The organism is Achromobacter sp. B7 (assembly GCF_003600685.1).
Classification (GTDB): domain Bacteria; phylum Pseudomonadota; class Gammaproteobacteria; order Burkholderiales; family Burkholderiaceae_B; genus Achromobacter; species Achromobacter spanius_B.
The window spans coordinates 1157979-1183135 of sequence record NZ_CP032084.1; the positions used below are offsets into that span (position 1 = coordinate 1157979).

At 64.4% G+C, this 25157-nt stretch carries 25 protein-coding genes and 2 tRNA genes; 16 read left to right on the forward strand and 11 right to left on the reverse strand.

Annotated features, from left to right (window positions below):
• Nucleotides 1-10 precede the first annotated feature (10 nt).
• The 3 genes from DVB37_RS05210 to DVB37_RS05220 all read left to right on the forward strand — a co-directional run bounded on the left by DVB37_RS05210 (nt 11) and on the right by DVB37_RS05220 (nt 3666).
• Entirely contained in the window at nt 11-1228 is a 1218-nt protein-coding gene (locus DVB37_RS05210; protein WP_046807019.1) for a threonine ammonia-lyase, read from the forward strand.
• Between the two features lie 500 nt (nt 1229-1728).
• Complete coding sequence (locus DVB37_RS05215; RefSeq protein ID WP_046807020.1) at nt 1729-2151, forward strand: tripartite tricarboxylate transporter TctB family protein; 423 nt, start codon at nt 1729-1731, stop codon at nt 2149-2151.
• Nucleotides 2152-2160: 9 nt separating this feature from the next.
• Nucleotides 2161-3666, forward strand: a complete 1506-nt coding sequence (locus tag DVB37_RS05220) for a tripartite tricarboxylate transporter permease (RefSeq protein WP_046807021.1) — start codon at nt 2161-2163, stop codon at nt 3664-3666.
• A gap of 156 nt (nt 3667-3822) precedes the next feature.
• Here the strand turns inward: DVB37_RS05220 and DVB37_RS05225 are convergent, their stop codons facing one another.
• The 5 genes from DVB37_RS05225 to DVB37_RS05245 all read right to left on the reverse strand — a co-directional run bounded on the left by DVB37_RS05225 (nt 3823) and on the right by DVB37_RS05245 (nt 10074).
• The gene (locus DVB37_RS05225) at nt 3823-4371 is read right to left on the reverse strand and encodes a PIN domain-containing protein (protein WP_240434040.1); all 549 of its coding nucleotides are present in this window, start codon (nt 4369-4371) and stop codon (nt 3823-3825) included.
• A gap of 521 nt (nt 4372-4892) precedes the next feature.
• Nucleotides 4893-6428, reverse strand: a complete 1536-nt coding sequence (locus DVB37_RS05230) for a tetratricopeptide repeat protein (protein WP_120154147.1) — start codon at nt 6426-6428, stop codon at nt 4893-4895.
• Nucleotides 6429-6485: 57 nt separating this feature from the next.
• Nucleotides 6486-7625, reverse strand: coding sequence for an RDD family protein (locus DVB37_RS05235; protein WP_046807024.1), 1140 nt, complete (start codon nt 7623-7625; stop codon nt 6486-6488).
• Between the two features lie 204 nt (nt 7626-7829).
• The gene (locus DVB37_RS05240; RefSeq protein WP_120154149.1) at nt 7830-9014 is read right to left on the reverse strand and encodes a serine hydrolase; all 1185 of its coding nucleotides are present in this window, start codon (nt 9012-9014) and stop codon (nt 7830-7832) included.
• A gap of 43 nt (nt 9015-9057) precedes the next feature.
• Nucleotides 9058-10074: a tripartite tricarboxylate transporter substrate binding protein gene (locus tag DVB37_RS05245; RefSeq protein ID WP_223264773.1), complete on the reverse strand. Its 1017-nt coding sequence runs from the start codon at nt 10072-10074 to the stop codon at nt 9058-9060.
• A 122-nt stretch (nt 10075-10196) separates the two neighbouring features.
• On the opposite strand from DVB37_RS05245, the gene DVB37_RS05250 reads away from it, so the two are divergent.
• Nucleotides 10197-11111, forward strand: a complete 915-nt coding sequence (locus DVB37_RS05250; RefSeq protein ID WP_046807026.1) for a LysR family transcriptional regulator — start codon at nt 10197-10199, stop codon at nt 11109-11111.
• 145 nt (nt 11112-11256) lie between these two features.
• Here the strand turns inward: DVB37_RS05250 and DVB37_RS05255 are convergent.
• A tRNA-Ser gene (locus tag DVB37_RS05255) sits at nt 11257-11344 on the reverse strand.
• A gap of 140 nt (nt 11345-11484) precedes the next feature.
• On the opposite strand from DVB37_RS05255, the gene DVB37_RS05260 reads away from it, so the two are divergent.
• The 4 genes from DVB37_RS05260 (at nt 11485) to DVB37_RS05275 (ending at nt 14077) form a co-directional block, all read left to right on the forward strand.
• Nucleotides 11485-12462, forward strand: coding sequence for an NAD(P)H-quinone oxidoreductase (locus tag DVB37_RS05260; RefSeq protein WP_120154151.1), 978 nt, complete (start codon nt 11485-11487; stop codon nt 12460-12462).
• A gap of 130 nt (nt 12463-12592) precedes the next feature.
• Nucleotides 12593-13339, forward strand: a complete 747-nt coding sequence (gene tpiA / locus DVB37_RS05265; RefSeq protein WP_046807028.1) for a triose-phosphate isomerase — start codon at nt 12593-12595, stop codon at nt 13337-13339.
• 21 nt (nt 13340-13360) lie between these two features.
• On the forward strand, nt 13361-13828 hold the full coding sequence (secG, locus tag DVB37_RS05270; RefSeq protein WP_104142895.1) for a preprotein translocase subunit SecG: 468 nt from the start codon (nt 13361-13363) through the stop codon (nt 13826-13828).
• Nucleotides 13829-13992: 164 nt separating this feature from the next.
• Nucleotides 13993-14077: transfer RNA gene (locus tag DVB37_RS05275), tRNA-Leu, on the forward strand.
• Between the two features lie 109 nt (nt 14078-14186).
• On the opposite strand, the gene DVB37_RS05280 is transcribed toward DVB37_RS05275, so the two are convergent.
• Nucleotides 14187-14492: a hypothetical protein gene (locus DVB37_RS05280; protein WP_120154153.1), complete on the reverse strand. Its 306-nt coding sequence runs from the start codon at nt 14490-14492 to the stop codon at nt 14187-14189.
• A 183-nt stretch (nt 14493-14675) separates the two neighbouring features.
• On the opposite strand from DVB37_RS05280, the gene DVB37_RS05285 reads away from it, so the two are divergent.
• Complete coding sequence (locus DVB37_RS05285) at nt 14676-14840, forward strand: hypothetical protein (protein ID WP_370512778.1); 165 nt, start codon at nt 14676-14678, stop codon at nt 14838-14840.
• 84 nt (nt 14841-14924) lie between these two features.
• Here DVB37_RS05285 and DVB37_RS05290 read toward each other — a convergent pair whose 3' ends face one another.
• Together DVB37_RS05290 and DVB37_RS05295 are read right to left on the reverse strand one after the other, a co-directional pair.
• Nucleotides 14925-15716: a tyrosine-protein phosphatase gene (locus DVB37_RS05290; protein WP_120154157.1), complete on the reverse strand. Its 792-nt coding sequence runs from the start codon at nt 15714-15716 to the stop codon at nt 14925-14927.
• Between the two features lie 117 nt (nt 15717-15833).
• Entirely contained in the window at nt 15834-16328 is a 495-nt protein-coding gene (locus tag DVB37_RS05295; protein ID WP_120154159.1) for a MarR family winged helix-turn-helix transcriptional regulator, read from the reverse strand.
• A gap of 147 nt (nt 16329-16475) precedes the next feature.
• Between DVB37_RS05295 and DVB37_RS05300 the strand changes: the two genes are divergently transcribed.
• Genes DVB37_RS05300 through DVB37_RS05310 form a run of 3 tightly spaced genes read left to right on the forward strand, consistent with a single transcriptional unit; the run spans nt 16476 to nt 19239 of the window.
• Nucleotides 16476-17741, forward strand: a complete 1266-nt coding sequence (locus DVB37_RS05300) for a flavin-dependent oxidoreductase (RefSeq protein ID WP_120154161.1) — start codon at nt 16476-16478, stop codon at nt 17739-17741.
• Nucleotides 17738-18223 carry a DUF3237 domain-containing protein gene (locus tag DVB37_RS05305; protein ID WP_120154163.1) on the forward strand — a complete coding sequence of 162 codons (486 nt, stop codon included), beginning with the start codon at nt 17738-17740 and terminating at the stop codon, nt 18221-18223. The genes DVB37_RS05300 and DVB37_RS05305 overlap by 4 nt, the downstream gene beginning before the upstream one ends.
• 50 nt (nt 18224-18273) lie before the next feature.
• Nucleotides 18274-19239, forward strand: coding sequence for a tripartite tricarboxylate transporter substrate binding protein (locus DVB37_RS05310; RefSeq protein WP_120154165.1), 966 nt, complete (start codon nt 18274-18276; stop codon nt 19237-19239).
• Nucleotides 19240-19319: 80 nt separating this feature from the next.
• On the opposite strand, the gene DVB37_RS05315 is transcribed toward DVB37_RS05310, so the two are convergent.
• Nucleotides 19320-20138 (reverse strand): aminotransferase class IV family protein, encoded by an 819-nt coding sequence (locus DVB37_RS05315; RefSeq protein WP_120154167.1) that lies wholly within the window; start codon nt 20136-20138, stop codon nt 19320-19322.
• A gap of 104 nt (nt 20139-20242) precedes the next feature.
• Between DVB37_RS05315 and DVB37_RS05320 the strand changes: the two genes are divergently transcribed.
• From DVB37_RS05320 to DVB37_RS05330, 3 genes are all read left to right on the forward strand, one after another.
• On the forward strand, nt 20243-21199 hold the full coding sequence (locus DVB37_RS05320; protein WP_120157392.1) for a LysR substrate-binding domain-containing protein: 957 nt from the start codon (nt 20243-20245) through the stop codon (nt 21197-21199).
• A 121-nt stretch (nt 21200-21320) separates the two neighbouring features.
• Nucleotides 21321-21920, forward strand: a complete 600-nt coding sequence (locus DVB37_RS05325) for a nitroreductase family protein (protein WP_046807037.1) — start codon at nt 21321-21323, stop codon at nt 21918-21920.
• Between the two features lie 215 nt (nt 21921-22135).
• The gene (locus DVB37_RS05330) at nt 22136-23191 is read left to right on the forward strand and encodes a sensor domain-containing diguanylate cyclase (protein ID WP_104142906.1); all 1056 of its coding nucleotides are present in this window, start codon (nt 22136-22138) and stop codon (nt 23189-23191) included.
• Between the two features lie 3 nt (nt 23192-23194).
• Here DVB37_RS05330 and DVB37_RS05335 read toward each other — a convergent pair whose 3' ends face one another.
• Nucleotides 23195-24133, reverse strand: coding sequence for a hypothetical protein (locus DVB37_RS05335; RefSeq protein WP_120154170.1), 939 nt, complete (start codon nt 24131-24133; stop codon nt 23195-23197).
• 171 nt (nt 24134-24304) lie between these two features.
• Here DVB37_RS05335 and DVB37_RS05340 point away from each other — a divergent pair, with 171 nt between their 5' ends.
• On the forward strand, nt 24305-25144 hold the full coding sequence (locus DVB37_RS05340; protein WP_120154172.1) for a lysozyme inhibitor LprI family protein: 840 nt from the start codon (nt 24305-24307) through the stop codon (nt 25142-25144).
• The last annotated feature ends 13 nt before the right edge of the window (nt 25145-25157 follow it).

Sequence of the window (25157 nt, forward strand, 5' to 3'; positions counted from 1 at the left end):
CCCACCCATCGTGATCGATATCGCTTCCATCCAGACCGCCCGCGAACACTTGCGCGGCCAGGTCTTGAAGACCCCGTTTACCTTGTCCCGCACGCTGTCCGACATCTTCGGCGCCGAGATCTGGCTGAAGTTCGAGAACCTGCAATTCACGGCGTCGTTCAAGGAACGCGGCGCGTTGAACCGCATGCTCAGCTTGTCGGACGAGGAGCGCGCCAAGGGGGTTATCGCGGTGTCCGCCGGCAACCATGCGCAAGGCGTGGCCTACCATGCGCAGCGCATGGGCGTACCGGCCGTGATCGTGATGCCGCGCTTCACGCCCACCGTCAAGGTGGCCAACACGCGCCGCTTTGGCGCCGAGGTGGTGTTGGCGGGCGATACGTTCGACGATGCGAAGGCGCACGGCTACGAGCTGGCGCAGGCGCGCGGGCTGATCATGATCCACCCCTACGACGACGAAGCCGTCATTTCGGGGCAGGGCACCGTAGCGCTGGAAATGCTGGAAGACCAGCCGCGGCTGGACATGATGGTCATCGCCATCGGCGGCGGCGGGCTGATTTCAGGCGTGGCCACGGCGGCCAAGGCCTTAAAGCCGGACATCGAGATCGTGGGCGTGCAGACCGAGCGCTTCCCGTCGATGTACGCGGCGGTCAAGGGCGTGGACATGCCGCAGGGGCAATACACCATTGCGGAAGGCATCGCCGTGAAGTCGCCCGGCGCGCTGACGCAGCCCATCGTCGCCAAGCTGGTCGATCACATTGAACTGGTCAGCGAAAGCGACATCGAACACGCCATTGTCGTGCTGCTGGAAATTGAAAAGACCGTGGTCGAAGGCGCCGGCGCGGCGGGCCTGGCAGCCCTGCTGCGCGCGCAGGAAGCGGGCAGCGACCGCTACAAGGGCAAGCGCATCGGCCTGGTTCTGACGGGGGGCAACATTGACCCGCTGATGCTGGGCGAGCTGATCGAACGCGGCATGGTGCGCGCCGGCCGCCTTGCCCGTATCCGCGTGGACTTGCGCGACCTGCCGGGTGCGCTGGCGCATGCCACCAAACTCATTGCCGACGCGCAGGCGAATATCACCGAGGTGCATCACCAACGCGCTTTCACGTCATTGCCGGTGCGCAATGTCGAAGTGGATTTTGTCTTGCAGACCCGTGGTCCGGACCACATCCTGGAAGTCATCGACGTGCTGAACGCCGCGGGCTTCGCGGCCAGCAACCACGACCACTGACCAGGGCGGCGGCACCGGCTTGAGGCCGCCTTCACCCGACACCGAATCCACCTCACGGACGCCCGCAACTTGCGGGCGTTTTTGTTTTCGCGCGCACGCTTGAAGTCGGACGTTGTTGCAAAAAAAGTTGCGCAGCGCAGTCACTGCGAAAATTTTTTCACGTCACCCCTGGAACTTTTTCGTCCTTGGCCAACATCCTTGCAGTGCCTGCGTTGAAAGCAAAGTGAAGGGTGTTTGTAAGCCGCCATCACGGCCAGACAGGTGAAAAATGTCCACTATTTGACTCAGGGATATCCCCAAAAAAGTCATGGTTCTTACGGATGTTCGATATGTCGGCATGCGATTTAGGATCTCCCACTTCGCTTTTCTGCCTGTCGTTCGCGACGGTGCCGCAAGGCGTTGAGATAAGCACGCGCCGTTGTTTTCAGTGATGGTTCGGCGCGTCAGACAAGGGAGACCGCAGCTTGATTAGAAACAGACAGGACTTTTGGTCCGGAGCCATGTTCATTGCTTTGGGAGGGGCCTTTTCCGCGCAGGCCACCGAATATTCCATGGGAAGCGCGGCACGTATGGGACCGGGATATTTCCCTTTCTGGCTGGGCATCGTCCTGGCGCTGATGGGCGCCGTCGTGCTGATCAGCGCGCTGGCCAAGAACGCCCAGACGACCACCATCAGCCGCTACGACTTCCGCATTCTTTTCCTGGTGGTCGGGTCGGTGGTGTTGTACGGTTTCGCGCTTTCGCACCTGGGGCTTTACCTTTCAGTTTTTCTGCTGGTGCTCATCAGCAGCCTTGCCAGCCACGAATTCAATTGGAAAGTCGCCGTTGCCAACGGCCTGTTCCTCGTGGCGTTCTCCTACCTTGCGTTCATCCGCGGCCTGGGCTTGATATTTCCCCTGTGGCCCAGCGCATTCGCCAACTAGGAGACGGCCATGGAACTACTGCAAAACCTGATGCTGGGTTTCTCCGTGGCGTTCACGCCGGAAAACCTCAGCTACGCATTCCTGGGCTGCCTGTTGGGCACGTTGGTGGGCGTATTGCCGGGCCTGGGTCCGGTGCCCACCATCGCGATGCTGCTTCCCATCACGTATGTGTTGCCGCCCACGGCCGGCCTCATCATGCTGGCGGGCATTTACTACGGCACCCAGTATGGCGGCTCGACGACGGCCATTCTGGTGAACCTGCCGGGCGAAACGTCCGCCGTGGTGACGGTGCTGGATGGTCACCAGATGGCGCGCAACGGACGGGCCGGCGCGGCCTTGTCGCTTGCTGCCATCGGGTCCTTCTTCGCGGGTAGCGTCGCCACGGTGTTGATCGCGGCCTTCGCGCCGCCCCTGGCGGAAGTGGCGTTTGCCTTCGGACCCGCCGAGTACTTTTCCTTGATGGCCCTGGGTCTTATCGGCGCGGTGGTGCTGGCGTCGGGGTCGCTGCCCAAGGCGATTTGCATGATCCTGCTGGGCTTGCTGCTGGGCATGGTCGGCACCGATGTCAATTCGGGCGTCGCCCGCTACGATTTCAGCATCCCGGAATTGCAGGACGGTATCGACTTCGCCATCGTCGCGATGGGCGTTTTCGGGCTGTCCGAGATCATGGCCAACCTGGAGCAGAAAGAGAATCGGGTCGAGATCACCGACAAGGTGGGTTCGCTGTATCCCAGCCGGCAAGAGTTCCGCGAAGCCGCGCCCGCCATCGTCCGGGGCACTGCCCTGGGTTCCGCACTGGGCATCTTGCCGGGCGGCGGTTCTGTCTTGTCGGCGTTTGCCTCGTACACGCTTGAGAAGAAGCTGTCGAAACAGCCCGAGCGTTTCGGCAAGGGGCATCCGGCCGGCTTGGCAGGTCCGGAATCCGCTAACAACGCGGGCGCGCAAACCTCGTTCATCCCGCTGCTGACGTTGGGTATTCCGGGCAACGCGGTCATGGCCTTGATGGTGGGCGCGATGACCATCCACAACATCCAGCCCGGCCCGCAAGTGATGACGAGCCACCCCGAGCTGTTCTGGGGCCTGATTGCGTCCATGTGGATCGGCAACCTGATGCTTGTCATCCTGAACCTGCCGTTGATCGGCATCTGGGTGAAGCTGTTGCGGGTTCCCTACCGCATGCTGTTCCCGGCAATCCTGGTGTTCTGCACGATCGGCGTGTATTCGCTGAACTACAACGTGTTCGACATCTTCATGTTCGCCATCTTCGGCGTCATCGGGTATGTCTGGAGCAAGCTGGGCTGCGAGGGTGCGCCGCTGTTGCTGGGCCTGGTGCTGGGTCCGATGATGGAAGAAAACTTCCGTCGGGCGCTGCTGCTGTCGCGAGGTGAATTCAGCACCTTCGTCACGCGTCCGCTGTCCGCCACATTGCTGGCGCTGGCCGCCATTTTGCTGGTGCTGGTGATGCTGCCGGCGCTGCGAAAGAAGCGCGAGGAAACGTTCGTCGAGGTCGACTGACCACGGGGAACACGCTTGGCTCCGGGCCTGGTGCGGCGCAAGCTGGCCAGGCCCTTTTTTTGCCCTCTTGTCGCCCTGCAAGGCGGCCCCTGCAGGCGTCTTAGCAGGCGTCTTAGCAGGCGCCTCAGCAGTCGTTTCAGAAGCCGCCCCGCCTTTTCACCCCGCGTCGCGCGCCACCAGGCTCTTCAAGCCATACAAGCGTTCGCGATGCAGCGTCGTGGCCAAGGGTTCGGGCTCGCGGCCCAGCGCGACGTAGTCGTCGGGAATCTGCGCAATGGCCGCGCGCATGGCGCTCGCGTCCGCCTGCCACCATTGCACCAGCATGCGATCGGGGTTGTAGACATCCAGCCCCTGGCGCCGCAATTCCGACCGGTTGAAATCCTTCAGGTTCCAGGTCAGCACCTGCACCACGGGCGGCTGCTGCCAGCCACAACGCGCGCGGCGCGCCAGGCCGGCGGCAATCACGTGGAAGTCCTTGGGGTCGCTGTAGCGCAACGAGGCCTCATACACCTGGGTGTCGGCTTCATTGGCGTCGGGAAAGCGCGCGTTCATCTCGGCCCAGAACTCGGCCAATACCTCGGGCGGAATATCCCAGATGCGCGACGCGTTGCGGCGCCATTCCTCGCCAATGCGTTCGGTCCACACCGGCGTGTACACGCCGGCATCCGCCAGACGCAACAGCAACCGCCGCAAGATGCCGGACATCAGGACGCAGGCGTCCAGGACGATGAAAGGGGGGCGGGCGGCGGGGGCGTTCAAGACGACAGGAAGAAAGGGAAAACCGGGGAAAGCGCAGGGCAGGCGCAAGACAGGCGACCCGAAAGGCCGATGCCTTTCGATCGCAAAAGTGGTGCCCGAGACCGGAATCGAACCGGTACGACCTTGCGGTCGAGGGATTTTCTTACCACTTCGGCTTTCGCCGCCAGCGCGGGTGCGCTGTTCGTGGTCTGGAGCACGCCTTCACCATAGCCTTGCGGCCTTAGGTGCCCGCCGTCTGCTCTCTACACCTTCCCCGATTTTTCAATCGGGGCTTGGCTCGGCGTTGGCTCGGAACAAGTCCAGGGCATTCGCCGAGTTTGACGGGCTACACCTTTGAAGTTTCCTCCAAAGGGCTCAAATTTTTTCAAGTCCCTTGTGTCTACCAATTTCACCACTCGGGCGATGCGCGGCCCTTTGCAAGGGTCGGCAGCGGGCGTGACTATAACATCCCGCCGCGCGCGTTCCGGCTACTTGCGGCCGAACAGCCGTCCCAGGAAGCCGGCGGGTTTGGCGGCGGCCGCTTCCGCTTCCAGCGCGTTCTTCATCGACAGCTCCTGAAAATACGGCTTGCCGTTTTGCTGGTAGGACGAGGAGGCCTGGCGGTAGGCCACGGCCGATTCCGCGTGGCGCTTCATCTGGCCGTAGATCCGGCCGCGCGCGAACAGCGCCCAACTGCGGTAGTCGGGGTCCAGCGCCAGCAGCCGGTCGCAAGCGGCCAGCCCTTCGTCATTGCGTTTGGCGGCGATCAGCGCGTTGATGCGCTCGGCGTGCAGCGGGCCGCTGTCAGGCCAACGTTCCAGGGCGGTGTCGGCGTAGGCCACGGCCTCGTCGGCGCGGTTCAAATGCGTCAGCGCTTCGATGCGGACGCGACGCCATTTCAGCCAGTCCGGGTCCAGCGAAATGGCCACCTCGGCCAGCGGCAGCGCTTCGTCGTAGCGTTCCAGGTAGTTCAGCATGTCGGCCGCGTTGCCGGGCAGGAAGTCGTCGCTGGGGGCGAGCTCATAGCCTTTCAGGTAGTACGCCAGCGCGGCTTCCCAATTGCGCTGGTCGCGCTGGGCGTTGCCCGCCACGAACAGCAGCTGCGCGTCGCCGCTGTCAAGCGGGTCCAGGCCGATCAGCGCTTCTTCGGCAAGTTTCGGTTCGCGGCTGCGCACGTATTCGCGCGCTTGTTCCTTGCGGCCCTCCCAGCCGGTGTCGGACAGCGTATCCAGATGGCGCCACAAGGGCACGGCTTCGTCCGCGCGACCCAGCCGGTGCAGCGACCGCGCCTTGCCTTCCAGCGGCCAGTCCCAGTCGGGCTCGCGTCGCAGCAGGCTGGTCCATTCCTCGATGGCGTCGGCGTGGCGTTCCATGGCTTGCAGGCAGGACGCGCGGTTGTGCTGGATAGCGTTTTGTTCGCCCAGGATGGCGCGGGCGCGGTCGAACATGGCGATGGCGTTTTGCAGGTCGCCCAGGCGCCGGTAGTTATTGCCGGCATCGTACAAAAAGCCGCCGTTGTTGGGCGCCAGCGCGACGGCACGCTGGTGGTAGGGCAGGGCCTCGGTATAGCGACCGGCGTTGTGCAGGTTTGATCCGATATAGCAGTGCGGCGCGGCGGCGGCCGAACGCACTTGAGAGGCGCGGGTCCAGCTGGCAATGGCGTCTTCCAGGCGGCGGTCGTTGATCAGCAGGTAGCCTTCGGCCATCAGCAGGCCAAAGTGCGAAGGCGCGCGTTGGCGGGCATCGCGCAATTCACGCCACGCCTGCTGCTTGTCGCCGTCGTCGTATTGCACCACCGCCTGCACGGCGATGGCGTCGCTGCATTGCGGGTCCAGCGCCAGCGCGCGCGCCAGATCGGCATCACGCTGGACATAGGCTTTGCGTTGCGCGTGGCAGCGGGCACGCAAGGCCCACGCGGTGGCCGATGCCGGCTGTTCGCGCACGGCCTGGTCGCACAGCGACAGCATTTTTGGCAAGTCGCTGCCGTCTTCGGCGCGGTGGATGGCTTCGATCAAGGCGGACATGCGTGGGTTCCGTCGTTACGTCGGTTGCTTGGCGGGTGCTGAGAATGGCCGGGTGGCCTAGCGCGAGAAGGCGCTGGCGTCGTGGCGGCAACTGTAGGTACGGTCGCTGGCGGGGATGTCGTCGCTGCCGCATTGCCACCGGCGCACGCCGCCGCCTTTGCGTTCGGCGCGCAGTTCCGGCACGTAGACCAGATGCTTGCCCGCCAGGCTGGGCGTGCCGTCGGTGCTGGGCGTGCCGGCAATGGTGAAGCGCAATACGCCGTTGACCGGGTTCATCTCCACCTTGGAAAAGCCGCTGTCTTGCATGGACTGCTGGCTGATGCCCAGGTCGTCCAGGCTGGCCGGAAACTTCTGCGTGCGCCGATAGTGGTTTTCCGCCAGGCGGCGCACCGGGTCGGACACCAGGTCGTAGCGGTTGATATCCGCATGCAGCGGGTTGTCGCTGTTGCGATCGCCGGTGGCGTTCACGCCAATGACGATGCCCACCACCACCAGGACCAGGGTGCCGAAAACAAAAAACAGGAACTTGCCCGCGCCGGTGACGGACGGGGCGCGCGCCACGGCCGCCTGCATCGCGTGCGGGTTCGCATCGCGTGTGATCACGTGCGTGCCGGCCAAGGCGTTGTGCATGGCGCGTTCGCCAAAGATCATTTGCTGCAAGTGGTGAAACAGGCCCGGCAGCAGCATGTTCACCGTGTACTTCAACGTGTGCCGCCACATCGACCGCACCAGGCCCGGCGCCTTGCCTTTGCGATTGACCACGCGCAGTTTCACCGCGCGCTTGCCCGGCGACCCGTTGCCCCACGCGTCCATGATGGCGGGCAGGAACCAGCCAATCAATCCGGCGATCAAGGCAATCCAGAAGGGCGCCTTGTCACCGGTCAAGCCCTCGTAGGTCAGCTGGGACGCCAGGATCAAGACGGTCATCCCCACTGCCATCACCACGGCGTCTATTGCGCTTGCACCCAGCCGTGGCCAGATGCTGGGGAACACTAGCGCGTTGCCTTGTCCGGCGGGGGCAGAACGGGCGGCGGCTTTAGGCGCGGAGGCCTTGGCGGGTTTTGTTTTCTTCTTGCCCGTGGCGAATGCGCCGGCGGGTTGGGCGGCCGACGAAGCCGGGACAGGCAGCGGCGCCTGGCAACTGAAGCATTGCGTATTCGAGGCGGGGTTCTGCCAATTGCAGCGAGGGCATTGCATGGAAACTGAGATCCTGGAGGCGCCTGGGGCCGTACAACAACGACCGGAGCGCGGATGATACTCAAGTCTTGCGCTAGGGAAAACCCGGATCACCGCGTGTGCGAACAGCCGCCACTGAAACAGACGTGGGGCGCGGGCCTCCGCGGTGTCGCAAGGTTCCGTCGCGATGCCGGGCGTGGATCCGGGCCCGGCGCCGGCCCATGGTTATGCGCCCGTGGCCTCGCGCAGGGCAAGAATGAAAGCGTTCAGTGCTGCATCGCGGTCTGGCTCGTTGGGGCTCGCGTAGCGCGGCTCGGGATAGGCGGCAAGCTGCACCACCGCCAGCTGTGCGCGCGTATCGATGAAGATGCGCTGACCGGAATGGCCCATGGCCATCATCGCGCCGTCCTCGCGCAGCCACCAGCTGTAGCCGTACGCCGCGAGGCCCAGCGCCTCTCGATGCGCGGCGTGCTGGTCGGCCGGGATCTGGAATGCCGGGGTGCCGGACCGTGCGACCCAGCCTTCGGGCAGGATGCGCTCGCCGCCCGCCACGCCATCGTCCAGCACGAACTGTGCGAAGCGGCCGATGTCGCGTAGCGTCATGCCCGCGCGGCTGCCTCCGATCTCCTGCCCATCGTCAGATTCCAGCGTGTAGAACCCGTCGAATTCCATGCCGCACGGCTGCCAGATTCGCCGTGACATATAGTCGGCCAGCGTCCCGCCGGTGGCGGCGCTGAGTACCGCGCCCAGCAGATACGTATCCCCGGTGTTGTAGTGCCATACCCGGCCGGCGTCGTGGGCGCGATGGCAGGCGCGCAGCAAGCCCAGCACGCCACCCGGCACCTTGTCGGCCAGCGATTTGCTATAGCGATTCACATCCGAGGACTTGTCGGTGTAGTTTTCTTCCCAGGCGATACCTGATGACATTGTCAGCAGGTGGCGCACCGTCACGGCATCGTAGGCGCAGCCGGCCAGCGCCGGTACATAGGCCGTCACCGGGTCGTCCAGGCTCGCAATCGAGCCGTCGTGCAAGGCCGCGCCCGTCAGCATGGCCGTCATGGACTTGACCGTGGACATGGTCGACCAGCGCTCATGCGCTTGGAAACCCAGGCCATAGCGTTCCAGAACAATGTGGCCGCGATGGATCGCGATCAGGCCGGCAACGTTGTTGCGGTCCATCAGATCGGCCACACCCAGCTGTTCATCGCCCTGCGTGAAGCGCACGTCGATTTCGGGAGCGCGCGGCAAGGGGCGTGGCTGCGAGCCACGGCGGATGGCGCGGGTGGCGAACAGGCGATCGACAATGCGATAGCCATACGACTGCAGGCAGGGCGGCCACAGCAGGAAGTCTTCACCGCGCGGCAGGTGTTCAACGGGCTCGGCCAACCGCGGGGAGGGGATAGCGTTCATGGATACCTCAATAAAAAGCCGGGCGCGCGGGGCCCGGCACAAATCAGTCGTTGCGCACGCCCAGGCGTTTCACGATCGGGCCCCACACATCGGCCTCGGTTTTCATCGACTCCGCCACCGAGGCGGGTCCAAGCTCCTTGGGCGGCGTCATGTAGATGTCGGCCATTTGCTTGCGCACCGCCGGATCAGCCCAGAACTTGCGCGTGGCCTCGGTAAGCCGAGTCACGATCTCGGGGGGCGTGCCCTTGGGCGCCATCAAGCCGTACCAGGCGTCGCCGGGAAAGCCCTGCACGCCGACCTCCGCAATCGTGGGCACATCGGGAAGTTGCGCGACGCGGTCTGCGCCGAAGATCACCAGCGGTACCGCCTTGCCGGTCTTGACCTGCGGCACCGCGCCGGTAAGCGCGTCCGCGGTCAGGTCGATTTGTCCGCCAATCAAATCCATCATTGCCGGCGCTGCGCCCTTGTACGGTACGTGCGACATCTCGATCTTGAAGTGCTCGGCCAGAAATGCCACGTTCAGGTGTGTGGAATTGCCGATACCGGCCGAGCCGTAGTTCAGATGACCGGGGCTGGCCTTGGCCTTCTTCACCAGGTCATCCACCGACCGGATGCCGGTGGCGGGATTGGCCACCAGCACCTGTGAGGTGCCGGCGATCTTCGTGACCGGGTCGAAGTCGCGCGTGGGGTTGTAGGCCAGCTGCGAGTAGGTGAATGGGTTTACCGACATGTTGGACGTGCTGCCGAACAGCAGCGCATAGCCGTCGGCCGGCTGCTTGGCCACATAGGCGGCCGCGATGCTGCCATTGGCGCCGGGCTTGTTTTCCACCACCACGGTGCCGCCGATCTCTTTGCCGGCGTAGGCGGCCCAGGCACGCGCCAGCGCGTCGGCCGCGCCGCCGGCAGCCACGGGAACAAATACCGAGACCGGGCGGGCCGGCCAGTCGGCGGCGCTAGCTGGCGCGGCGCAAGCCATGGCCAGCGTGCCGGCTGCGGCCAGGCCTATCAGGCGTTGAAAACGGGAAGAAGCCGACTGCGGAAAGCGCGAACCGAGGGCCATGGCCTGTTGCTCCAGTTGAATTCGGATGGTGAACCCGCATTCTGGAAGTCCCGATTCATTACGTCCAATGCATAATTAATCATCAAAGCATAATTAAGAAGTAATAAAACCACGGGGTCCGCATGAACTTGCAGCAGCTGGAACACTTTCTTGTGTTGGTGGAGACTCGATCTTTCAGCCGTGCAGCCGTCAAACTGCACCTGACACAGCCCGCCCTCAGCCGCAGTATCCAGGCGCTTGAAGAAACGCTGGGCGGCCGCTTGCTTGAACGCGACAAAGAGAAAACGCTGACAGCGCTGGGCGAGTTGGCCATCGTGCGCGCGCGGCGCATCCGGGTCGAACTGTCCGAGCTGCGTCGCAGCGCCAGTCTGTTGGCCGACTACGCGGGCGGCACGCTGCGGCTGGGCCTCGGCCCCACGCCCACCGCGATTCTTTCGGTGCCGCTGCTGCGCGAGATGAAGGAGCGCTATCCGGCAATCAAGCTGCTGCTAAGCGGCGGTGCACCCGAGATGCAGGTGCAAGAGCTGCGCGAGGGGGCGGTCGACGCGCTGGTGGTTCACCGCAATCACATCCCGGCCGACGCGGATCTGCATCTGATGTTCTTTCCCCGCACGCCGCTGGGCTTCGTGGTTCGGACCGGGCATCCACTGGCCGGCCGGACCGATCTCGATTTTCAGGCCTTGCGTCGTTTCGGCGTAGCCGCCAGCGGCCGAGCCATGAGCGACGAGGTGATGCACCGACTGAATGCCTATTTCGGCCCAACAGCGCATTTCATCGAAGCGATCCAGTACCAATCGAACGACATCCACCCGCTGGTCGATTTGGTCCGAACCAGCGATACGGTGTTCTTTGGCGTGCTGCGCGTGGCGCAGCCTGGAATCGCCCATGGCGAGTTGGTGCACTTGGATATCCGACCGGCATTGGAGTTGTCGTCCCAGTTTGTGTTTGTGACTCTGGAAGGCAAAACACTGCCACCCGCGCTATTGCGGCTCAGGGAACTGTGCACGCGCTACATGTCGGGAGAGGATGCCCCGTGACGCGACGGGAAGCCGGTGTCTTTGCGTGGCACCTGCCGATATAGCGCGCGGGCGCCGGGGCCAAGGCCGTATTTCGGGCCGGTCTGCAACACGGGTAGGGGAACGCAGCCGCGCCGCAAAGGCGCGTGGGCTGCTGTCGAGGGTCTGGCGGAAGCGGTGAGATTCGAACTCACGAACGGTTGCCCGTTGCCGGTTTTCAAGACCGGTGCAATCGACCACTCTGCCACGCTTCCGGGGTGATGCCGCGCCGCGCGTCGGGTCGCGGCGTTACGGTTTGGGGATTCGGCCGTCAGGCAAACATTCTGTCCGAACGATCCCGCGAGATGCCGTAAAGGGCGCAATAATAATCTATTTGCTGCAAAGGAGGCACGCGATGCACGCTGTAGAAATCTCCCGCCCCGGCGGCCCCGAGGTCCTGGTCCCCGTAGAACGCCCCACGCCCGAACCCGGCGCGGGTGAAGTCCTGATCAAAGTCAGCGCCGCGGGCATCAATCGCCCCGACGTTTTCCAGCGCAAGGGCAACTATGCCCCGCCGCGTGGCGTGTCCGACCTGCCGGGCCTGGAAGTGGCCGGTGAGATCGTGGGCGGTGACGTTGCCGACAGCGGTTTTGCCATCGGCGACAAGGTCTGCGCCCTGGTGGCCGGCGGTGGTTACGCCGAATATTGCGTGGCGCCCGTGGCGCAATGCCTGCCCATTCCCAAGGGCTTGTCAGACGTTGAAGCGGCCGGTTTGCCCGAGACCTATTTCACGGTCTGGAGCAACGTGTTCGATCGCGGCCGCCTGTCCGAAGGCGAGATCCTGCTGGTGCACGGCGGCGCCAGCGGCATCGGCACCACGGCGATCCAGTTGGCGCGCGCCATGGGCAACCGCGTGTTCGCCACGGTCGGCAGCGATGACCGCGCCCGTGCCGTCGAGGCACTGGGTGCTGAAAAAGGCATCAACTACAAAACCCAGGATTTCGTAAAGGAAGTCATGGACGCGACCGATGGGCGCGGCGTGGACGTCATCCTGGACATGGTGGCCGGCGACTACATCGCCCGCGACATGCAGTGCCTGGCCGATGATGGCCGCATCGTCATCATTGCGCAACTGGGCGGTTCGCGCGCCGACGTGGACACCTCGCAAGTCATGCGCCGCCGCCTGACCATCACGGGCTCCACCCTGCGTCCCCGTCCCGTCGCCTTCAAGGGCGCCATCGCCCGCGCCCTGCGCGAACAGGCTTGGCCCTTGCTGGAAAAAGGGGCCATCAAGCCCATCGTTCACGCCACCTTCCCGCTGGCCGAGGCCTCCAAGGCGCACGCCATGATGGAAGGCGGTGAAAACATCGGCAAAATCATCCTGACAATGTAAGAATCGCGCGGCGATCGGCGTATCGCCGCGCAACAGGATACAATCTTGGGTTTCGCCTGGAATTTTTTCCAGGCAGGCCCGTGGGCGGTTGCATCATTGCCCGGGGCTCACCCCCACTCTGACACCTGCCATGACTTCAGTCGACAATCGCGCCCGCCTTGTGCTGGGCAACTGGAAGATGCACGGCAACCTGGCCGAGAACGCCGCGTTGCTGACCGAGCTGCGCGCCGCGGATGCCGCGAGCCACTGCGAGATCGGCATCTGTGTTCCGTTTCCCTATCTGGCGCAAGCCGGCTCGGCCCTGACCGGAAGCAGCGTGTCGTGGGGCGCGCAAGACGTCAGCGCACACGAAAAAGGCGCCTACACCGGTGAAGTGTCCGGTGCAATGCTGAAAGAATTCGGTTGCCGCTGGGCATTGGCCGGCCACTCCGAGCGCCGCGTGCTGCACGGTGAAACCGACGAAATCGTTGCCGCCAAGGCGCAAGCCGCGCTGGCCGCAGGCCTGACCCCGGTGGTCTGCGTCGGTGAATCGCTGGCGGATCGCGAAGCGGGCAACACACTGGCCGTCATCGAGCGCCAGTTGAAGCCCGTGCTGGCCCTGGGCGCCGAATCGGTGGCGCGCATGGTCCTGGCTTATGAGCCCGTCTGGGCCATCGGCACCGGCCGCACCGCCAGCCCGGAGCAAGCGCAGGAAGTTCACGGCGCCATCCGCGCCGCCCTGCGCACGCTGGGCGCGGCGCAAGTACAAGTTTTATACGGCGGTAGCGTCAAAGCTGCCAACGCCGCCAGTTTGTTCGCCATGACTGATATCGACGGGGCCCTGGTCGGCGGCGCGTCGCTAGTGGCTGAAGAATTTTTGCGTATTGCCGCCATCTAAGTTTCCGTTCCGGAGTCTGTAATGCCCTTGATGCTTAAACTTTTGCTGGCCGTCCAAGTACTTTCGGCGCTGGCTATCATCGTCCTGGTCCTGCTGCAGCAGGGCAAGGGTGCCGACATGGGGTCCGCTTTCGGTAGCGGCTCGTCCGGCAGCCTGTTCGGTGCCACTGGCGCTGCCAACTTCCTGTCGCGCGCGACGAAGTGGGCCGCCGTGGTCTTCTTTGCGTCCACCGCCGGCCTGGCCTACGTCAGCCACAAGGGCACCAGCGGCCCGGCCGTTGACTCCGGCGTGATGCAAAGCTTCCCGGCCGACCGCTCCGTGCCGCAAGTGCCGGGCGCAGCCCCCGCTGCTCCCGCAGCCGGTGGTTCTTCGGTTCCGGGTGCCGCTTCGGTTCCGGCGGCGCCTGCCGCGCCGGCCAAGCCCGATGCCTCGGTGCCCACTGCCCCGGCCGCTCCGGCCACCAAGCCGGCTGAAACGCCCGCCAAGTAAGATCGGGCAAGGTTGAAAAAGCCGGCGTGCGCGCCGGCTTTTTTATTTTGCGCCATTGGGATCGGAGCCCGAAATCTGCTTCATTCCGGGTTCTACTAAATCCATGCTAGAATGCTCGACTTTCTGGCCTTGCCTATCGGTAGGGTTACAGAAATCTGGTGAATGCCGACGTGGTGAAATTGGTAGACACGCTATCTTGAGGGGGTAGTGGCGAAAGCTGTGCGAGTTCGAGTCTCGCCGTCGGCACCAAGAATTCCTCGCAAAAAAGCCCGCTGAAACGCTACGTTTCAGCGGGCTTTTTGCTTTGCGTTTGCGTTTGCGTTTGCCTTTGGCCTTGGACACATGGCCATTGAATGCCTCAATGCAAGTTCCCGCCAAACGCCACCACCGCCACCACGAATGTCGTGAGCCCGACCGCCGCCAATCGATACGCCCGCTTCGCGGCATGCGCGTTGTTTCGGCTTAGCCCGATCAGCGTCGCCACCGTCGACCACAATCCCGTGAACGCCAGCAGCGACAGCGTGTACACCCAATCCGACAGGTCATAGCCGCCACCCCCAATCGATACAGGCGCCGACGTCCGTGGCCACAGCAACGCAATCAGTGTGCCGGCCACCACGGCAAAGACGGCAAGCCAGGCCAGAAATGCGCGGTCCTTCAGCATGGTTTCGATCCTAGGGTTTCAGTTAGGGGATGTAATGCGCACGCCCATGCACGCCAAAACAGTGATGCGGCACTGTTATAAAGGGCGTTGTAGATTCAACGGTAGGGCAAGCTTATGTCGATTCAACAGTTGATCCGTTGCGGTGCGGCAGCGTCGCTAATCGCGATGGGTGCAGGATGTTCCATGGTTGGCTTGGGAGACTCCCGCAGCAGCGAGTGCCAGTGGTATCGCAGCAGCTGCATGCACGAGGGCTCATACGACCCCGGCGAAGAAGACTACGCCGAAGAAGAGGCAAAGCGCTTGAACAAGCAGTCTTCCGATCGGCTGCGCCGCAGCTCGGGCAACTGAAGCAACTGAAGTAGCTGAAGTAGCTGAAGCGGCTGAAGTAGCTGAACCCGCCGAAGCCATTGAATCTCGCCCGCGCGGCAAGATTCAGGCTTCCAGGTAATGATTGCGCAAGACGTCGGCGTCTATCTTCAGCGCGTCTGTCAGATACCGGTCCATGCTGCCGTATTCCTGCTTGATGGCTTGCACCGACGCGTCCAGGTACGCGGGCGCCACTTCCAGCAGCGGCATCATCACGTCGTCCTTGATGCCGCTGGCGCCGGACTTTGCCAGGATGTCCTCAAAGAACCGGGCGTTGCAGTGATTCGATTCCAGATAATTCGACAGGATATCGTCCTGCGCCACGCCCAGCGCCGATAGCAGCAACAGCGATGCGAAGCCGGTGCGGTCCTTGCCCGCCGTGCAATGAAAGAGCAGGGTCTTGCCCGTCATCGCCGTGTTCATGAAACCGCCAAACGCGGCCTGGTAGCGCGACGGAAATTCTCGGTAGATCTCGACCATCATGGTCGTCGCGAATGCCGGGCTGGCGTCGCGCAGGCGCGGCAGCAGGGATGCCATGGCCATATTGCCGTCCAGCACGGGCGATGCAATCCAGTGAAAGCGTTGGCCGAAGTGCGCCTCGTCGTGGGCCTTTTCCGGTTCAGCGCGAAAGTCGATGACGGCTTCCAAACCCAGCGCGCCCAGCCGTTCCAGGTCGGCGGCGCTGGCGCGGCCCGGGTTGCCGCTGCGAAACAGTTTGCCCCGCCGCACGCGCCGGCCGTCGATCCCGGCCAGCCCGCCCAGGTCGCGCGCATTGTGCACGTTCTCAAGCTCCAGGCGGCGCTGCATGGCTTCGGGCGTTGGCATGAATGGGTCTTGCTGGCGCATGGGGGTCGGCATGGGTTCCTTCACGTGTAAACGGGTCGGTGGATCGTAGCACCACGGGCGCGCTCGCAGCGGCCATGCCGCCCTTGTGGGGGGGGCGCCGGCGCTCGTTTGGGCAATAGCCGCCCGGGCCTAAGCCCCCAGCTTGCCCAGCAATTCAATCAGCTGCCGCTTTTCCGCCGCACCCAGTTCCTGGCTGATCCGCGCGTCATGCGCCTGCACGGCCTCTGTAATGTCGGCCAGCACGGCGCGGCCGGCGTCGGTGGCTGCCAGGGAATAGGCGCGCTTATCGTGCTCGGCGTCCTGCCGTTCCACATAGCCCAGCGCCTGCAACTGGTTCACGATCTGCACGGCGCCCGACCGCGCAATGCCCTGGATGCGAGCCAGGTCCGTTAGTTTCAGGTGAGTATTCGCCGCAATCAATGTCAGCGCCGAAAACCGCTGGGGCGTGATGTCCCACGGCGCCAACGCGGCCAGGAAGTCCTCATAGATAACGATCTGCGCGCGTCGGATGGCGTAACCGACCAGACCGTCCAGTGCGCCGTACCGGACGCCGGGGACGTGGGGCTGAAACTGCTCGCCTCGCGCGCCGGGGCGGCGGGGGCGTTGGGATGCGGCTCGTGACATGGTGGTGGCGCGGGGCAGGGTCCTGGTGTCAGGGGGCTCAACACTAATGCAGTCATGCGCGCCGCGCTACCGGATTACGGGAAATCCCCGGTGCGGAATCGGCGGCAATTTTGTTATGTTGCATAACAAATAAGACCAGGAGTGGACATGCAAATCGTCATCGCCGGCGCCGGCATCGGCGGGCTGACGCTCGCGCTGATGCTGCATCGGCGCGGCATCGAATGCCGCGTATATGAAAGCGCCCAGGAACTGAGACCGCTGGGCGTGGGCATCAACCTGCTGCCGCACGCGGTCAGCGAGCTGGAACAGCTGGGCCTGATGCCCGCGCTGGCCGAGCGCGCCATCGAAACGTCGCAGCTGCACTACTACAACAAGTTCGGCCAGCCCATCTGGCGCGAGCCGCGTGGCGTTCAAGCGGGTTATCCGCTGCCGCAATTCTCGGTGCACCGGGGCGAATTCCAGATGCTGCTGGCGCAAGCGGTGCGAGACCGTTTGGGCAACGATGCCATTGTGACGGGCATGGCGCTGGAATCCGCCGAGCAGGACGCGGACGGCGCCACGGCAGTGTTCCGGCGGCGCGCGGACGGATCGTTGCACCGCGTGCGCGGCGATATCCTGGTGGGCGCCGACGGCATCCATTCCGCGTTGCGCCGCCAACTGCATCCGGTGGGCGACGAACCCCGCTTCTCTGGCCGCATGCTGTGGCGTGCGGTCACCGAGGCCCTGCCCTACCTGGACGGGCGCAGCATGTTCATGGCCGGTCATCAGGACCAGAAGTTCGTCTGCTACCCGATCTCTGAACCGCTGCGCCGCGAAGGGCGTTCGCTGATCAACTGGATTGCCGAACTTTCCGTGCCGGGCGCCGAACTGCCGGCCACCGACTGGAACCGCCAGGTGAACAAGTCGGTGTTTGCGGACAAGTTCGCCAACTGGCGCTGGGACTGGATCGACATTCCCGCGATCATCGACGGCGCAGAAGCCATCTACGAATTTCCCTTGGTGGACCGCGACCCGCTGCCGCGCTGGACGCGGGGGCGCGTGACGCTGTTGGGCGACGCCGCGCATCCCATGTACCCCATTGGTTCGAACGGATCGGCGCAAGCCATTCTGGACGCGCGCTGTCTGTCGGATTGGCTGGCGCAGGCGGCCGGCGGTCGCGTGCGCACGCCGGAAATCGCATTGTTGGAATATGAGGCCGAGCGCCTGCCGCGCACGGCCGGCATCGTGCTGCGCAACCGCTTGAATGGCCCCGAACAGGTCATGCAGATGGCCGAAGAACGCGCGCCGCAAGGTTTCACCGACATCCACGATGTGATGGCGCACGAGGAATTGGCGGCGGTATCGCTGCGCTACAAACAACTGGCGGGATTCGATCCCGCCGCCTTGAAGAAAAGCCGGGAAGCCACGCCATGAGCGCCATCGATGCATTGACCGACCCGGAAGCCCCCCGGCTCGAACACGTCACCACCGTTATCGTCCAGGTTGGCGCACCGCAGGAAGTGGGCGACACGCCGCAAGGCCGCCGCCGCGTCATCCCGATTTCGGGCGGCACCGCGCAAGGCCCACGCCTGACAGGCAAGGTGCTGCCGGGCGGCGCCGATTTTCAGGTGATCCGCTCGGCCACGTACACCGACATTCACGCGCGCTACGTCATCGAAACGCCCGAGGGCGATCGCGTCTACGTCGAGAACACCGGCATCCGCACCGGGCACGCGGACGACATCGCCCGGTTGGTGCGCGGCGAACCCGTGGACCCCGCCAGGATTTATTTCCGCAGCTATCCGCGCTTTGAAACGGCGGCGCCCGCACTGGGCTGGATGAACGAAAGCCTGTTCATCGGCACGGGCGCACGCTATCCCGACCGGGTCGAACTGCGCTTCTACCGCATTTGCTGAACCCGCGGCATCCGCCGTGGCATGACGATAAAAACGACTCGGAGACAACCATGACTTCAATGCTGTGCCGCCTGTTGGGCGGCTTCCTGCTGTGCGTGCCGCTTGCCGCGATGGCGCAATTTCCCAATGGGCCGGTGCGGCTGAACGTGGGGTTTCCGCCCGGCACCGGGCCCGACATCGTGGCGCGCACGCTGTCGCAACACATGGGGCCGTTGCTAGGCCAAAGCGTGGTCGTGGAAAACAAGGTGGGCGCGGGCGGGCAGATCGCCGCGCAGACCGTGGCGCGCAGCCCGGCCGATGGCCAGACGATTCTGCTGGGCGAAGTCGGCTCCATCAGCATCTCGCCCGCCACCTACCGCAACCTGAATTACGATCCGCCGCGCGATTTTGCGCCGATCTCTGAAGTGGTGCGCGCCGACTTCGTGCTAGTCGTGCCGGCCGATTCCCCGTATCAGGACCTGACGGCGTTTATCGACGGCGCGAAGAAGGCGTCCGATCGTATCAACTTCGCCACCTTCGGGGCGGGTACGCCGGGCCACTTTGGCGCCGAGTTGTTTGCGCGCGAAGCGGGCATGAAGATCGAGGCCATCCACTACCGCTCAACGGGCGACGCGGTGTCCGGCCTGGTGTCCGGCGCGGTGCAGGCCGCGTTCGTGACAACGGCGCTGGCCGTGCCGCAAGTGCAGGGCGGCAAGCTGCGCGCCTTGGCCATCACCGGCGCGCAGCGCTCGCCCGCGCTGTCGGCGGTGCCGACCTTTGCCGAACGCAGCCTGCCCGCCGTGAACTTCGGCGCGTGGTTCGCGCTGTTCGCGCCCGCCGGCACGCCGGATGCGGTACTGGACCGCCTGCAAAAAGACAGCGCCGCTGCGCTGCGCCAGCCCGCTGCCGTACGCAGCCTGGCCGAGGCCGGCTTCGTGGTGGTGGGATCCGACCGCCAGACGCTGCAAGCGTTGTTGACCAGCGAATCCAAGCGCTGGAGCGATGTGGTGAAGGCCACGGGGTTCCGCGCCGACTGATCGTTGCCGGCCCTCCCGTTTGCCGGCGTCCACGTTGCGGGCATCCCGTTGCGGGCATCCCGTTGCGTGGCCGCAAGCCATCACGGCGCCATCAGCGCTTCGGCCTGATAGGCGTCGTGCAGCAATGTCATGAACGCGGGCGCGTCCGGCATCGCGGTGTCGCCGATACGCCTCACCGCGACGCCCGGCGTCCAGGAGTTCATCACGGCGGCCCCCGCCATGGCCGGCAGGTCGGCCAACGTCACGGGCTGCACCCGCTGCGGTATCTGCCTGTCGCGCAGCTGCCGCTGCACGATGCCCATCGTCGTGCCGGTCAGCATTTGGGCATCGGGCCACACCACGGCCTGCCCATCCCAGAACGCAAGGTTCCAGATGGACGCCTCGCTCAAACGACCCTGCCGGTCGACGAAGGCTGCGTCGTCGGCGCCTTGCCGGGCCGCCTGCCGCAACAGATACGTCTTGGCGACTTCGCCCACATGCTTCACGGCCGGCAGCATCCGCTCGTGCTGCATCGCCGCCAACGACAGGGGCCCGGCCGGGCCATTTGACGGCGGCCCGGTCCGTACCAGGATGTCCAGCGGGGTATCGCCTTGGGCAACGGTGAATTCGCCGGCTGGGGAATAGACGGTGGCGACCAGGGATAAGTCCTCGGGGCTGGCGCGGATGGCTGAACGCAGCGCATCCACGATGGCGGTATCGGGCAGCGCCTGCCCGAACATCGTCAGCGAGGCCGCGCGCAAACGTGCCAGGTGCAGGTCCAGGCCCCGGACCCGTCCGCCGCGTACCTGCATCGCGGTGAAGTGGGCGTAGCCGGCAAACGCCAGCGGGGCCAGGTCGGCGGCGGTGGCGGGCAGGCCGTTGCGCTGCGTGACATAGGGAAAGCTTTCCAAGGCGGGCATGAAGGATATCCGGGCTGATCATCAAGTTTCGCCACTATCCTGCATTGCCTTTACCTGGGGAAACGAGTTATTTTCACGCCATTATCAAATTTGGCTTGAAGATCATGAATCGCCTGCTGCCCGGCACCCGTGCCTTGCGTACCTTGGAAGCGGCAGCGCGTCACCTGAACTTCACGCGCGCTGCCGACGAACTTGGGCTGACGCCGGCAGCCGTCAGCTATCAAATCAAAGAGATCGAAGAACAACTGGGCGTGGTGCTATTCACGCGCACCAGCCGCAGCATTCAATTGACGCCTGCCGGCACGGTGCTGTTCGACGCCGCTGCCGACGCGTTGCACACGTTGCAGCAGGCGGTGTCCAAGGCGCGACGGCTGACGCGGGGCGATGCCCAACTGCGGCTGTCAGTGGGCGCGCGCTTTGCCACGCACTGGCTGTTGCCGCGCCTGCCTCAGTTTCAGGCCGAACACCCCGGCTTGGCATTGACGTTCGACATCAGCGATGCCGTGCGCGACTTTGCCGCTGACGATGTGGACGCGGCCATCCGATTCGGCGCGGGTGATTACCCCGGCGCGGTGTCCCATCGGCTATTTCATACCGTCGTCGTTCCCGTGTGCAGCCCGGCGCTGTTGCAATCTGGCCGCCCGTTGGGTCGCCCGCAGGACTTGTTCAACCACACGTTGTGCTACGTAGACTGCCGGCCCGGCGGCATTGTCTGGCCGAACTGGCCGATGTGGATGGCGGCGGCGGGCGTTGATGGCTTCGACGATAGCCGTAGCGTCGCCTTCGCGGAATCCAGCCACGTGGTGCAAGCCGTGATGGACGGCGCGGCAGTGGGCTTGGTGGAATGGGAACTGGTCGAACGCGACGTGCAAGCCGGCCGCCTGGTCCGGCTGTTCGATGTTGGGGTTCGGGTGGCGCCGGAATACGCCTATCACTTGGTGTATCCGGCGGCCAGCGCGTCCGACCGCCGGATATGCGCATTGCGGGATTGGATGCTGCGAACCGTCAGCGCCGCGGATGCCGTCAAACAGCACTATCAACCCGGCTCGTTCCACGAATAGAACAGTTTGTTCCGTCCAAAATCGGCCGCTTTGGCCCTGCCGCTAGTGCGCGTGTCACGGTTCGACCGTTAGAATTCGTTCCCATACCACCCCCTATCTACCAGTCGAAAGGTCAAGTCCCATGAGCAACGCTTATCTCGAGGCACTCAAGAAGCGCCGTACGCAGTATTCGCTGGGCCGTAATGTGTCGGCCTCCAAAGAAGAACTGGCCAGCCTGATCCAGGAAGCCATCAAGCACAGCCCTTCGTCGTTCAACTCGCAAAGCTCGCGCGCTGTCATCCTGTTTGGCGATGAAAGCGTGAAGCTGTGGGATCTGGCCATCGAAGAAGTGCGCAAGGTTGCGCCGGCCGAAGGTTTCGACAAGACCGAAGCCAAGCTCAAGAGCTTCGCCGCCGGCGTGGGCACCGTGCTGTTCTTCGAAGACCAGGACGTGGTGCGCAGCTTGCAGGAAAAATTCGCGCTGTATGCCGACAACTTCCCGGTGTGGTCCGAGCAGTCGGGCGGCATGGCTCAATTGTCCACCTGGGCAGCCCTGGCCAACGCCAACGTCGGCGCCAGCTTGCAGCATTACAACCCGCTGATCGACGGCGTGGTCGCGCGTGAATGGAACGTGCCGGCCTCGTGGAAGCTGCGCGCGCAAATGCCGTTCGGCTCCAACGAAAACGGTTTTGGCGACAAGCCTTTCATGGACGATGCCGAGCGTTTCCGCGTGGTTGGCTGAATGCCCTGACGTGACGTGACGTGACGTGACGCAGGCGCCGGTCGCCTGATCAAAAACGCCATGCAAGCCCGCACTTCCGACACAGGAAGCGCGGGCTTTTTCATGGGGCGGCACAAATTGTCGACAAGTGCATAATGGTCGTTTGTCCGGCCCGACTCCTTTGGGCCGGCAGCGCTGCCGCGCGGCAGCAAGCGCGCTTGAAGGAGAGATGCCGTATGGATCCGATACTTGCCGGGCTGTCCAGATCCTTGCCCCAAGCCAAAACGGTCGAGCAACTGACCCGCCCCTTGCTGGACATGTTGGGCAGCGTGACGGGATTGGAATCCACGTACCTGACCGAGATCGATCTGAAGGCCGATTTGCAGCATGTGCGCTACGCCCGCAACGTGGGCGATTTGCAGATTCCCGAAGGCTTGTCCGTGCCATGGTCGGACACGCTGTGCAAGCGCGCCCTGGAAGACGGGCGCATGTGCACCAGCGACGTCGCCAATTGCTGGCCGGATTCCGAAGCCGCGCGCCAGCTGGGCATCCAGACCTACGTCAGCGCGCCCGTGCGTACCGACGAAGGCCAGCTGTTGGGCACGTTGTGCGCCGCCAGCGCGCGCCAATTGCAGTTGGCGCCGCAGGCCGAGTCCGTGTTGAAGCTGTTCTCGAACGTGATCGCCAACTTCCTGCAACGCGAAATGTTGATGGAACAACTGCACTCGGCCAACGTCCAGCTGATGTCCTACGCGATGACGGACCCGCTGACGGGCCTGCCGAATCGCCGTGCCCTGTACGAAGAGCTGGAACGCCTGGAACAACGTGCGTTGCGCGAAGGCGGCAGCGTGTTGGTGGGCGTGATCGACCTGGATGGTTTCAAGGGCATCAACGATACGTACGGCCATCAGCAGGGGGATGTGTTCTTGCAGGAGATCGCACGCCGCGTCGCCGCCGCCTTGCGCACGTCCGACATGCTGGGCCGCATCGGTGGCGACGAATTCGTGCTGGTGGGGCCAGGCCCCGAGCTGGATCGCATGGACGCCACGGCGGGCGCCGCCGCGCAACGGGGTGACGCCATGGAAGCCGCGCGGTCGCTGGAAGAACGCGCCACGGCGGCCACGGCAGGGCGCTACCAGCTAGGCGATGCCGTGGTGTCTTACGAAGGAGCCAGCGTGGGTGTGGTGGCCGTGGACCCGCGCGGCCTGGACGCCGAAGCGGCGGTTCGCCTGGCCGACGCGCGCATGTACGAGATCAAGCGCGCGCGCAAAGGGGCGCGCACGATCCATTAAGCATCACCGATACGCCCGCTCGGCCGCCGACCACTTCAACGTCTTGCGCCACTTGCCGCTTTGTTGGCGCAGTTGCAGGTCAAAGTAGCCGTCGGTTTTCTCGGGCAGCACAATCAGGAGGTTGCTGGCGTCGGACATGTCGTGATCGCGCGTGCCGTCGGGATGCCAGTCGCCCGCGATGGACTTGAAGAAGGACATGGGCTGCGCGAACACCACGCGCAGCGTGGGGCCGTCGATGTGAAACAGGTACAGGGCCTCGAAGTTGGCGCCGCCGCCTGAATAGCCTTCGCTCCATCCGGCGCGCACGCCGAAGGCCACGGCGCCGGGGGCGATTTTGTAGGCGGCCAGATCGAAGCGTTTCCATTCGGTGGGCACCGATAGCAACGGCGCGTTGGCGTCTTCCGTTGCTACGTCCTGGGGCAGGTCGATATCGGTATCGCGCCAGTCGGTGGGCGTCTTGACGGGGCCGTTGGTGCGCGCCAGCAGCGTGGGGGCGGCGCCCGGCGTCGTGCCGAACACGCCAAACCAGACGCCGTTCTTGTCGTCGTCGCTGGACAGGTCGGCGCATTCGCCGCCACCGTATTTGATCAGCTGCGCCGCGCGTTCGGGCGTGGACGCCAGGCAGACCATTGCGACAAACGTGCCCGGGCGCTGCCCCCACGGCTTTGCGCCGGCCACCAGCAGCCGCTTGGGATCCTGGCCCGGGGCCAGTTGCTGCACCAGGAATTCACGCGTGAAGCCGTCGGGCAGCGCAACGCCCAACCCGTCCGGTTGGGGCGCGCCGCTCATCTGGCTGTCGTACATCCGGCGGGCATCTTCCGTCTGGATGGCGCCGCGCGCCTTGTCCAGCGACGGCACCGTCGTGTCTGCCCATGCTTGCGGCACATATGACGCGCAGGCCAACAGGGGGGTCAACAGTAGCGAGGCGAATCGGATGCGCATGGGTAAGGGAAGCGTGTTAGGGGTTGAGGAAGCCGGCGCAGGATAGCGCGGGTGCACGTTTCAGAACGTTGAACTCTGTTTCTATTTTGTAAGTTGATTTCATGCAGAATGGCACGCCGGGTGCCCGGCGCCACGCTGGCCCCGCTGGCTTACGCAAAGAGAGAAGACGCAATGACATTGGTACGTTTCCCACTGAACGCGGTGAAGGGCGTTTTTCTGGTCGGCGTGTTCGCGCTGTCCGCGCCGGCGATGGCCATCAATTGCGCCAAGGCGGGTACCGCCGTCGAAAAGCTGATCTGCGCCGACAAGGCCACCGTCGCGGCCGATGCGAACTTGAATCGCGCTTACCAGGCGATCTTGAAGCAGGCGCCCGACGACAGCATCCGCGCGATGCTGGTCGCCAGCCAGAAGCGGTGGCTGGCCGCGCGCGATCGTGCGCTGGACCGCTTGCTGGGCGACCCGGACACCGTGCCCGATGACAAGACCGCCGGCGAGATTGCGCGCGAGCTGATCGAGAACCGCAGCGCGCAGTTCAAGGAAACCGGCAAAGGCGCCACCACGCCCACGATCATTAGCAGGGCGGTTCAGCAGCAGAAGTTTCAATCGCAATTCACGGGCGGCGCGTTCGCCGGCTATTGGACGACTTGCGACGTGCTGCCGCACGATTATGTCGACTACGAGTGCTTTGCGATTCGTCATTATCAGAACAACGACCGCGTGTGCACGGTGGACGAATCCTGGGCGTCGGGCGCCGTCTACACCAAGCGCTACGTCGCCAACGTGGTTGACGGCAAACCGCGCGTCATCGCGTCGTGCTCGTTCAATAGCGCCGACGAAGCCTGCGCGACCGTCGCGGACACCAAGGCGAACTGGAACCGGCATCCCGAGGCGCCCCAGTACGTGTATGCCGACACGCCGCTGCCCAAGCTGGATGGCGAGATCGATGCGTCGGACGATGCAGAATGGGTGCAGGCCTGCCTGACCGACCCGGCGTATCCGCCGGCGCAATAGCCAGGCGGCGGGG

Coding starts and splice junctions, on each gene's coding strand:
- DVB37_RS05215 (WP_046807020.1), top strand. CDS start 1,729: ATGTTCATTGCTTTGGGAGGGGCCTTTTCCGCGCAGGCCACCGAATAT.
- DVB37_RS05220 (WP_046807021.1), top strand. CDS start 2,161: ATGGAACTACTGCAAAACCTGATGCTGGGTTTCTCCGTGGCGTTCACG.
- DVB37_RS05225 (WP_240434040.1), bottom strand. CDS start 4,371: ATGTCCGGCATCTTGCGGCGGTTGCTGTTGCGTCTGGCGGATGCCGGC.
- DVB37_RS05230 (WP_120154147.1), bottom strand. CDS start 6,428: ATGTCCGCCTTGATCGAAGCCATCCACCGCGCCGAAGACGGCAGCGAC.
- DVB37_RS05235 (WP_046807024.1), bottom strand. CDS start 7,625: ATGCAATGCCCTCGCTGCAATTGGCAGAACCCCGCCTCGAATACGCAA.
- DVB37_RS05240 (WP_120154149.1), bottom strand. CDS start 9,014: ATGAACGCTATCCCCTCCCCGCGGTTGGCCGAGCCCGTTGAACACCTG.
- DVB37_RS05245 (WP_223264773.1), bottom strand. CDS start 10,074: ATGGCCCTCGGTTCGCGCTTTCCGCAGTCGGCTTCTTCCCGTTTTCAA.
- DVB37_RS05250 (WP_046807026.1), top strand. CDS start 10,197: ATGAACTTGCAGCAGCTGGAACACTTTCTTGTGTTGGTGGAGACTCGA.
- DVB37_RS05260 (WP_120154151.1), top strand. CDS start 11,485: ATGCACGCTGTAGAAATCTCCCGCCCCGGCGGCCCCGAGGTCCTGGTC.
- tpiA (WP_046807028.1), top strand. CDS start 12,593: ATGACTTCAGTCGACAATCGCGCCCGCCTTGTGCTGGGCAACTGGAAG.
- secG (WP_104142895.1), top strand. CDS start 13,361: ATGCCCTTGATGCTTAAACTTTTGCTGGCCGTCCAAGTACTTTCGGCG.
- DVB37_RS05280 (WP_120154153.1), bottom strand. CDS start 14,492: ATGCTGAAGGACCGCGCATTTCTGGCCTGGCTTGCCGTCTTTGCCGTG.
- DVB37_RS05285 (WP_370512778.1), top strand. CDS start 14,676: ATGGTTGGCTTGGGAGACTCCCGCAGCAGCGAGTGCCAGTGGTATCGC.
- DVB37_RS05290 (WP_120154157.1), bottom strand. CDS start 15,716: ATGCCGACCCCCATGCGCCAGCAAGACCCATTCATGCCAACGCCCGAA.
- DVB37_RS05295 (WP_120154159.1), bottom strand. CDS start 16,328: ATGTCACGAGCCGCATCCCAACGCCCCCGCCGCCCCGGCGCGCGAGGC.
- DVB37_RS05300 (WP_120154161.1), top strand. CDS start 16,476: ATGCAAATCGTCATCGCCGGCGCCGGCATCGGCGGGCTGACGCTCGCG.
- DVB37_RS05305 (WP_120154163.1), top strand. CDS start 17,738: ATGAGCGCCATCGATGCATTGACCGACCCGGAAGCCCCCCGGCTCGAA.
- DVB37_RS05310 (WP_120154165.1), top strand. CDS start 18,274: ATGACTTCAATGCTGTGCCGCCTGTTGGGCGGCTTCCTGCTGTGCGTG.
- DVB37_RS05315 (WP_120154167.1), bottom strand. CDS start 20,138: ATGCCCGCCTTGGAAAGCTTTCCCTATGTCACGCAGCGCAACGGCCTG.
- DVB37_RS05320 (WP_120157392.1), top strand. CDS start 20,243: ATGAATCGCCTGCTGCCCGGCACCCGTGCCTTGCGTACCTTGGAAGCG.
- DVB37_RS05325 (WP_046807037.1), top strand. CDS start 21,321: ATGAGCAACGCTTATCTCGAGGCACTCAAGAAGCGCCGTACGCAGTAT.
- DVB37_RS05330 (WP_104142906.1), top strand. CDS start 22,136: ATGGATCCGATACTTGCCGGGCTGTCCAGATCCTTGCCCCAAGCCAAA.
- DVB37_RS05335 (WP_120154170.1), bottom strand. CDS start 24,133: ATGCGCATCCGATTCGCCTCGCTACTGTTGACCCCCCTGTTGGCCTGC.
- DVB37_RS05340 (WP_120154172.1), top strand. CDS start 24,305: ATGACATTGGTACGTTTCCCACTGAACGCGGTGAAGGGCGTTTTTCTG.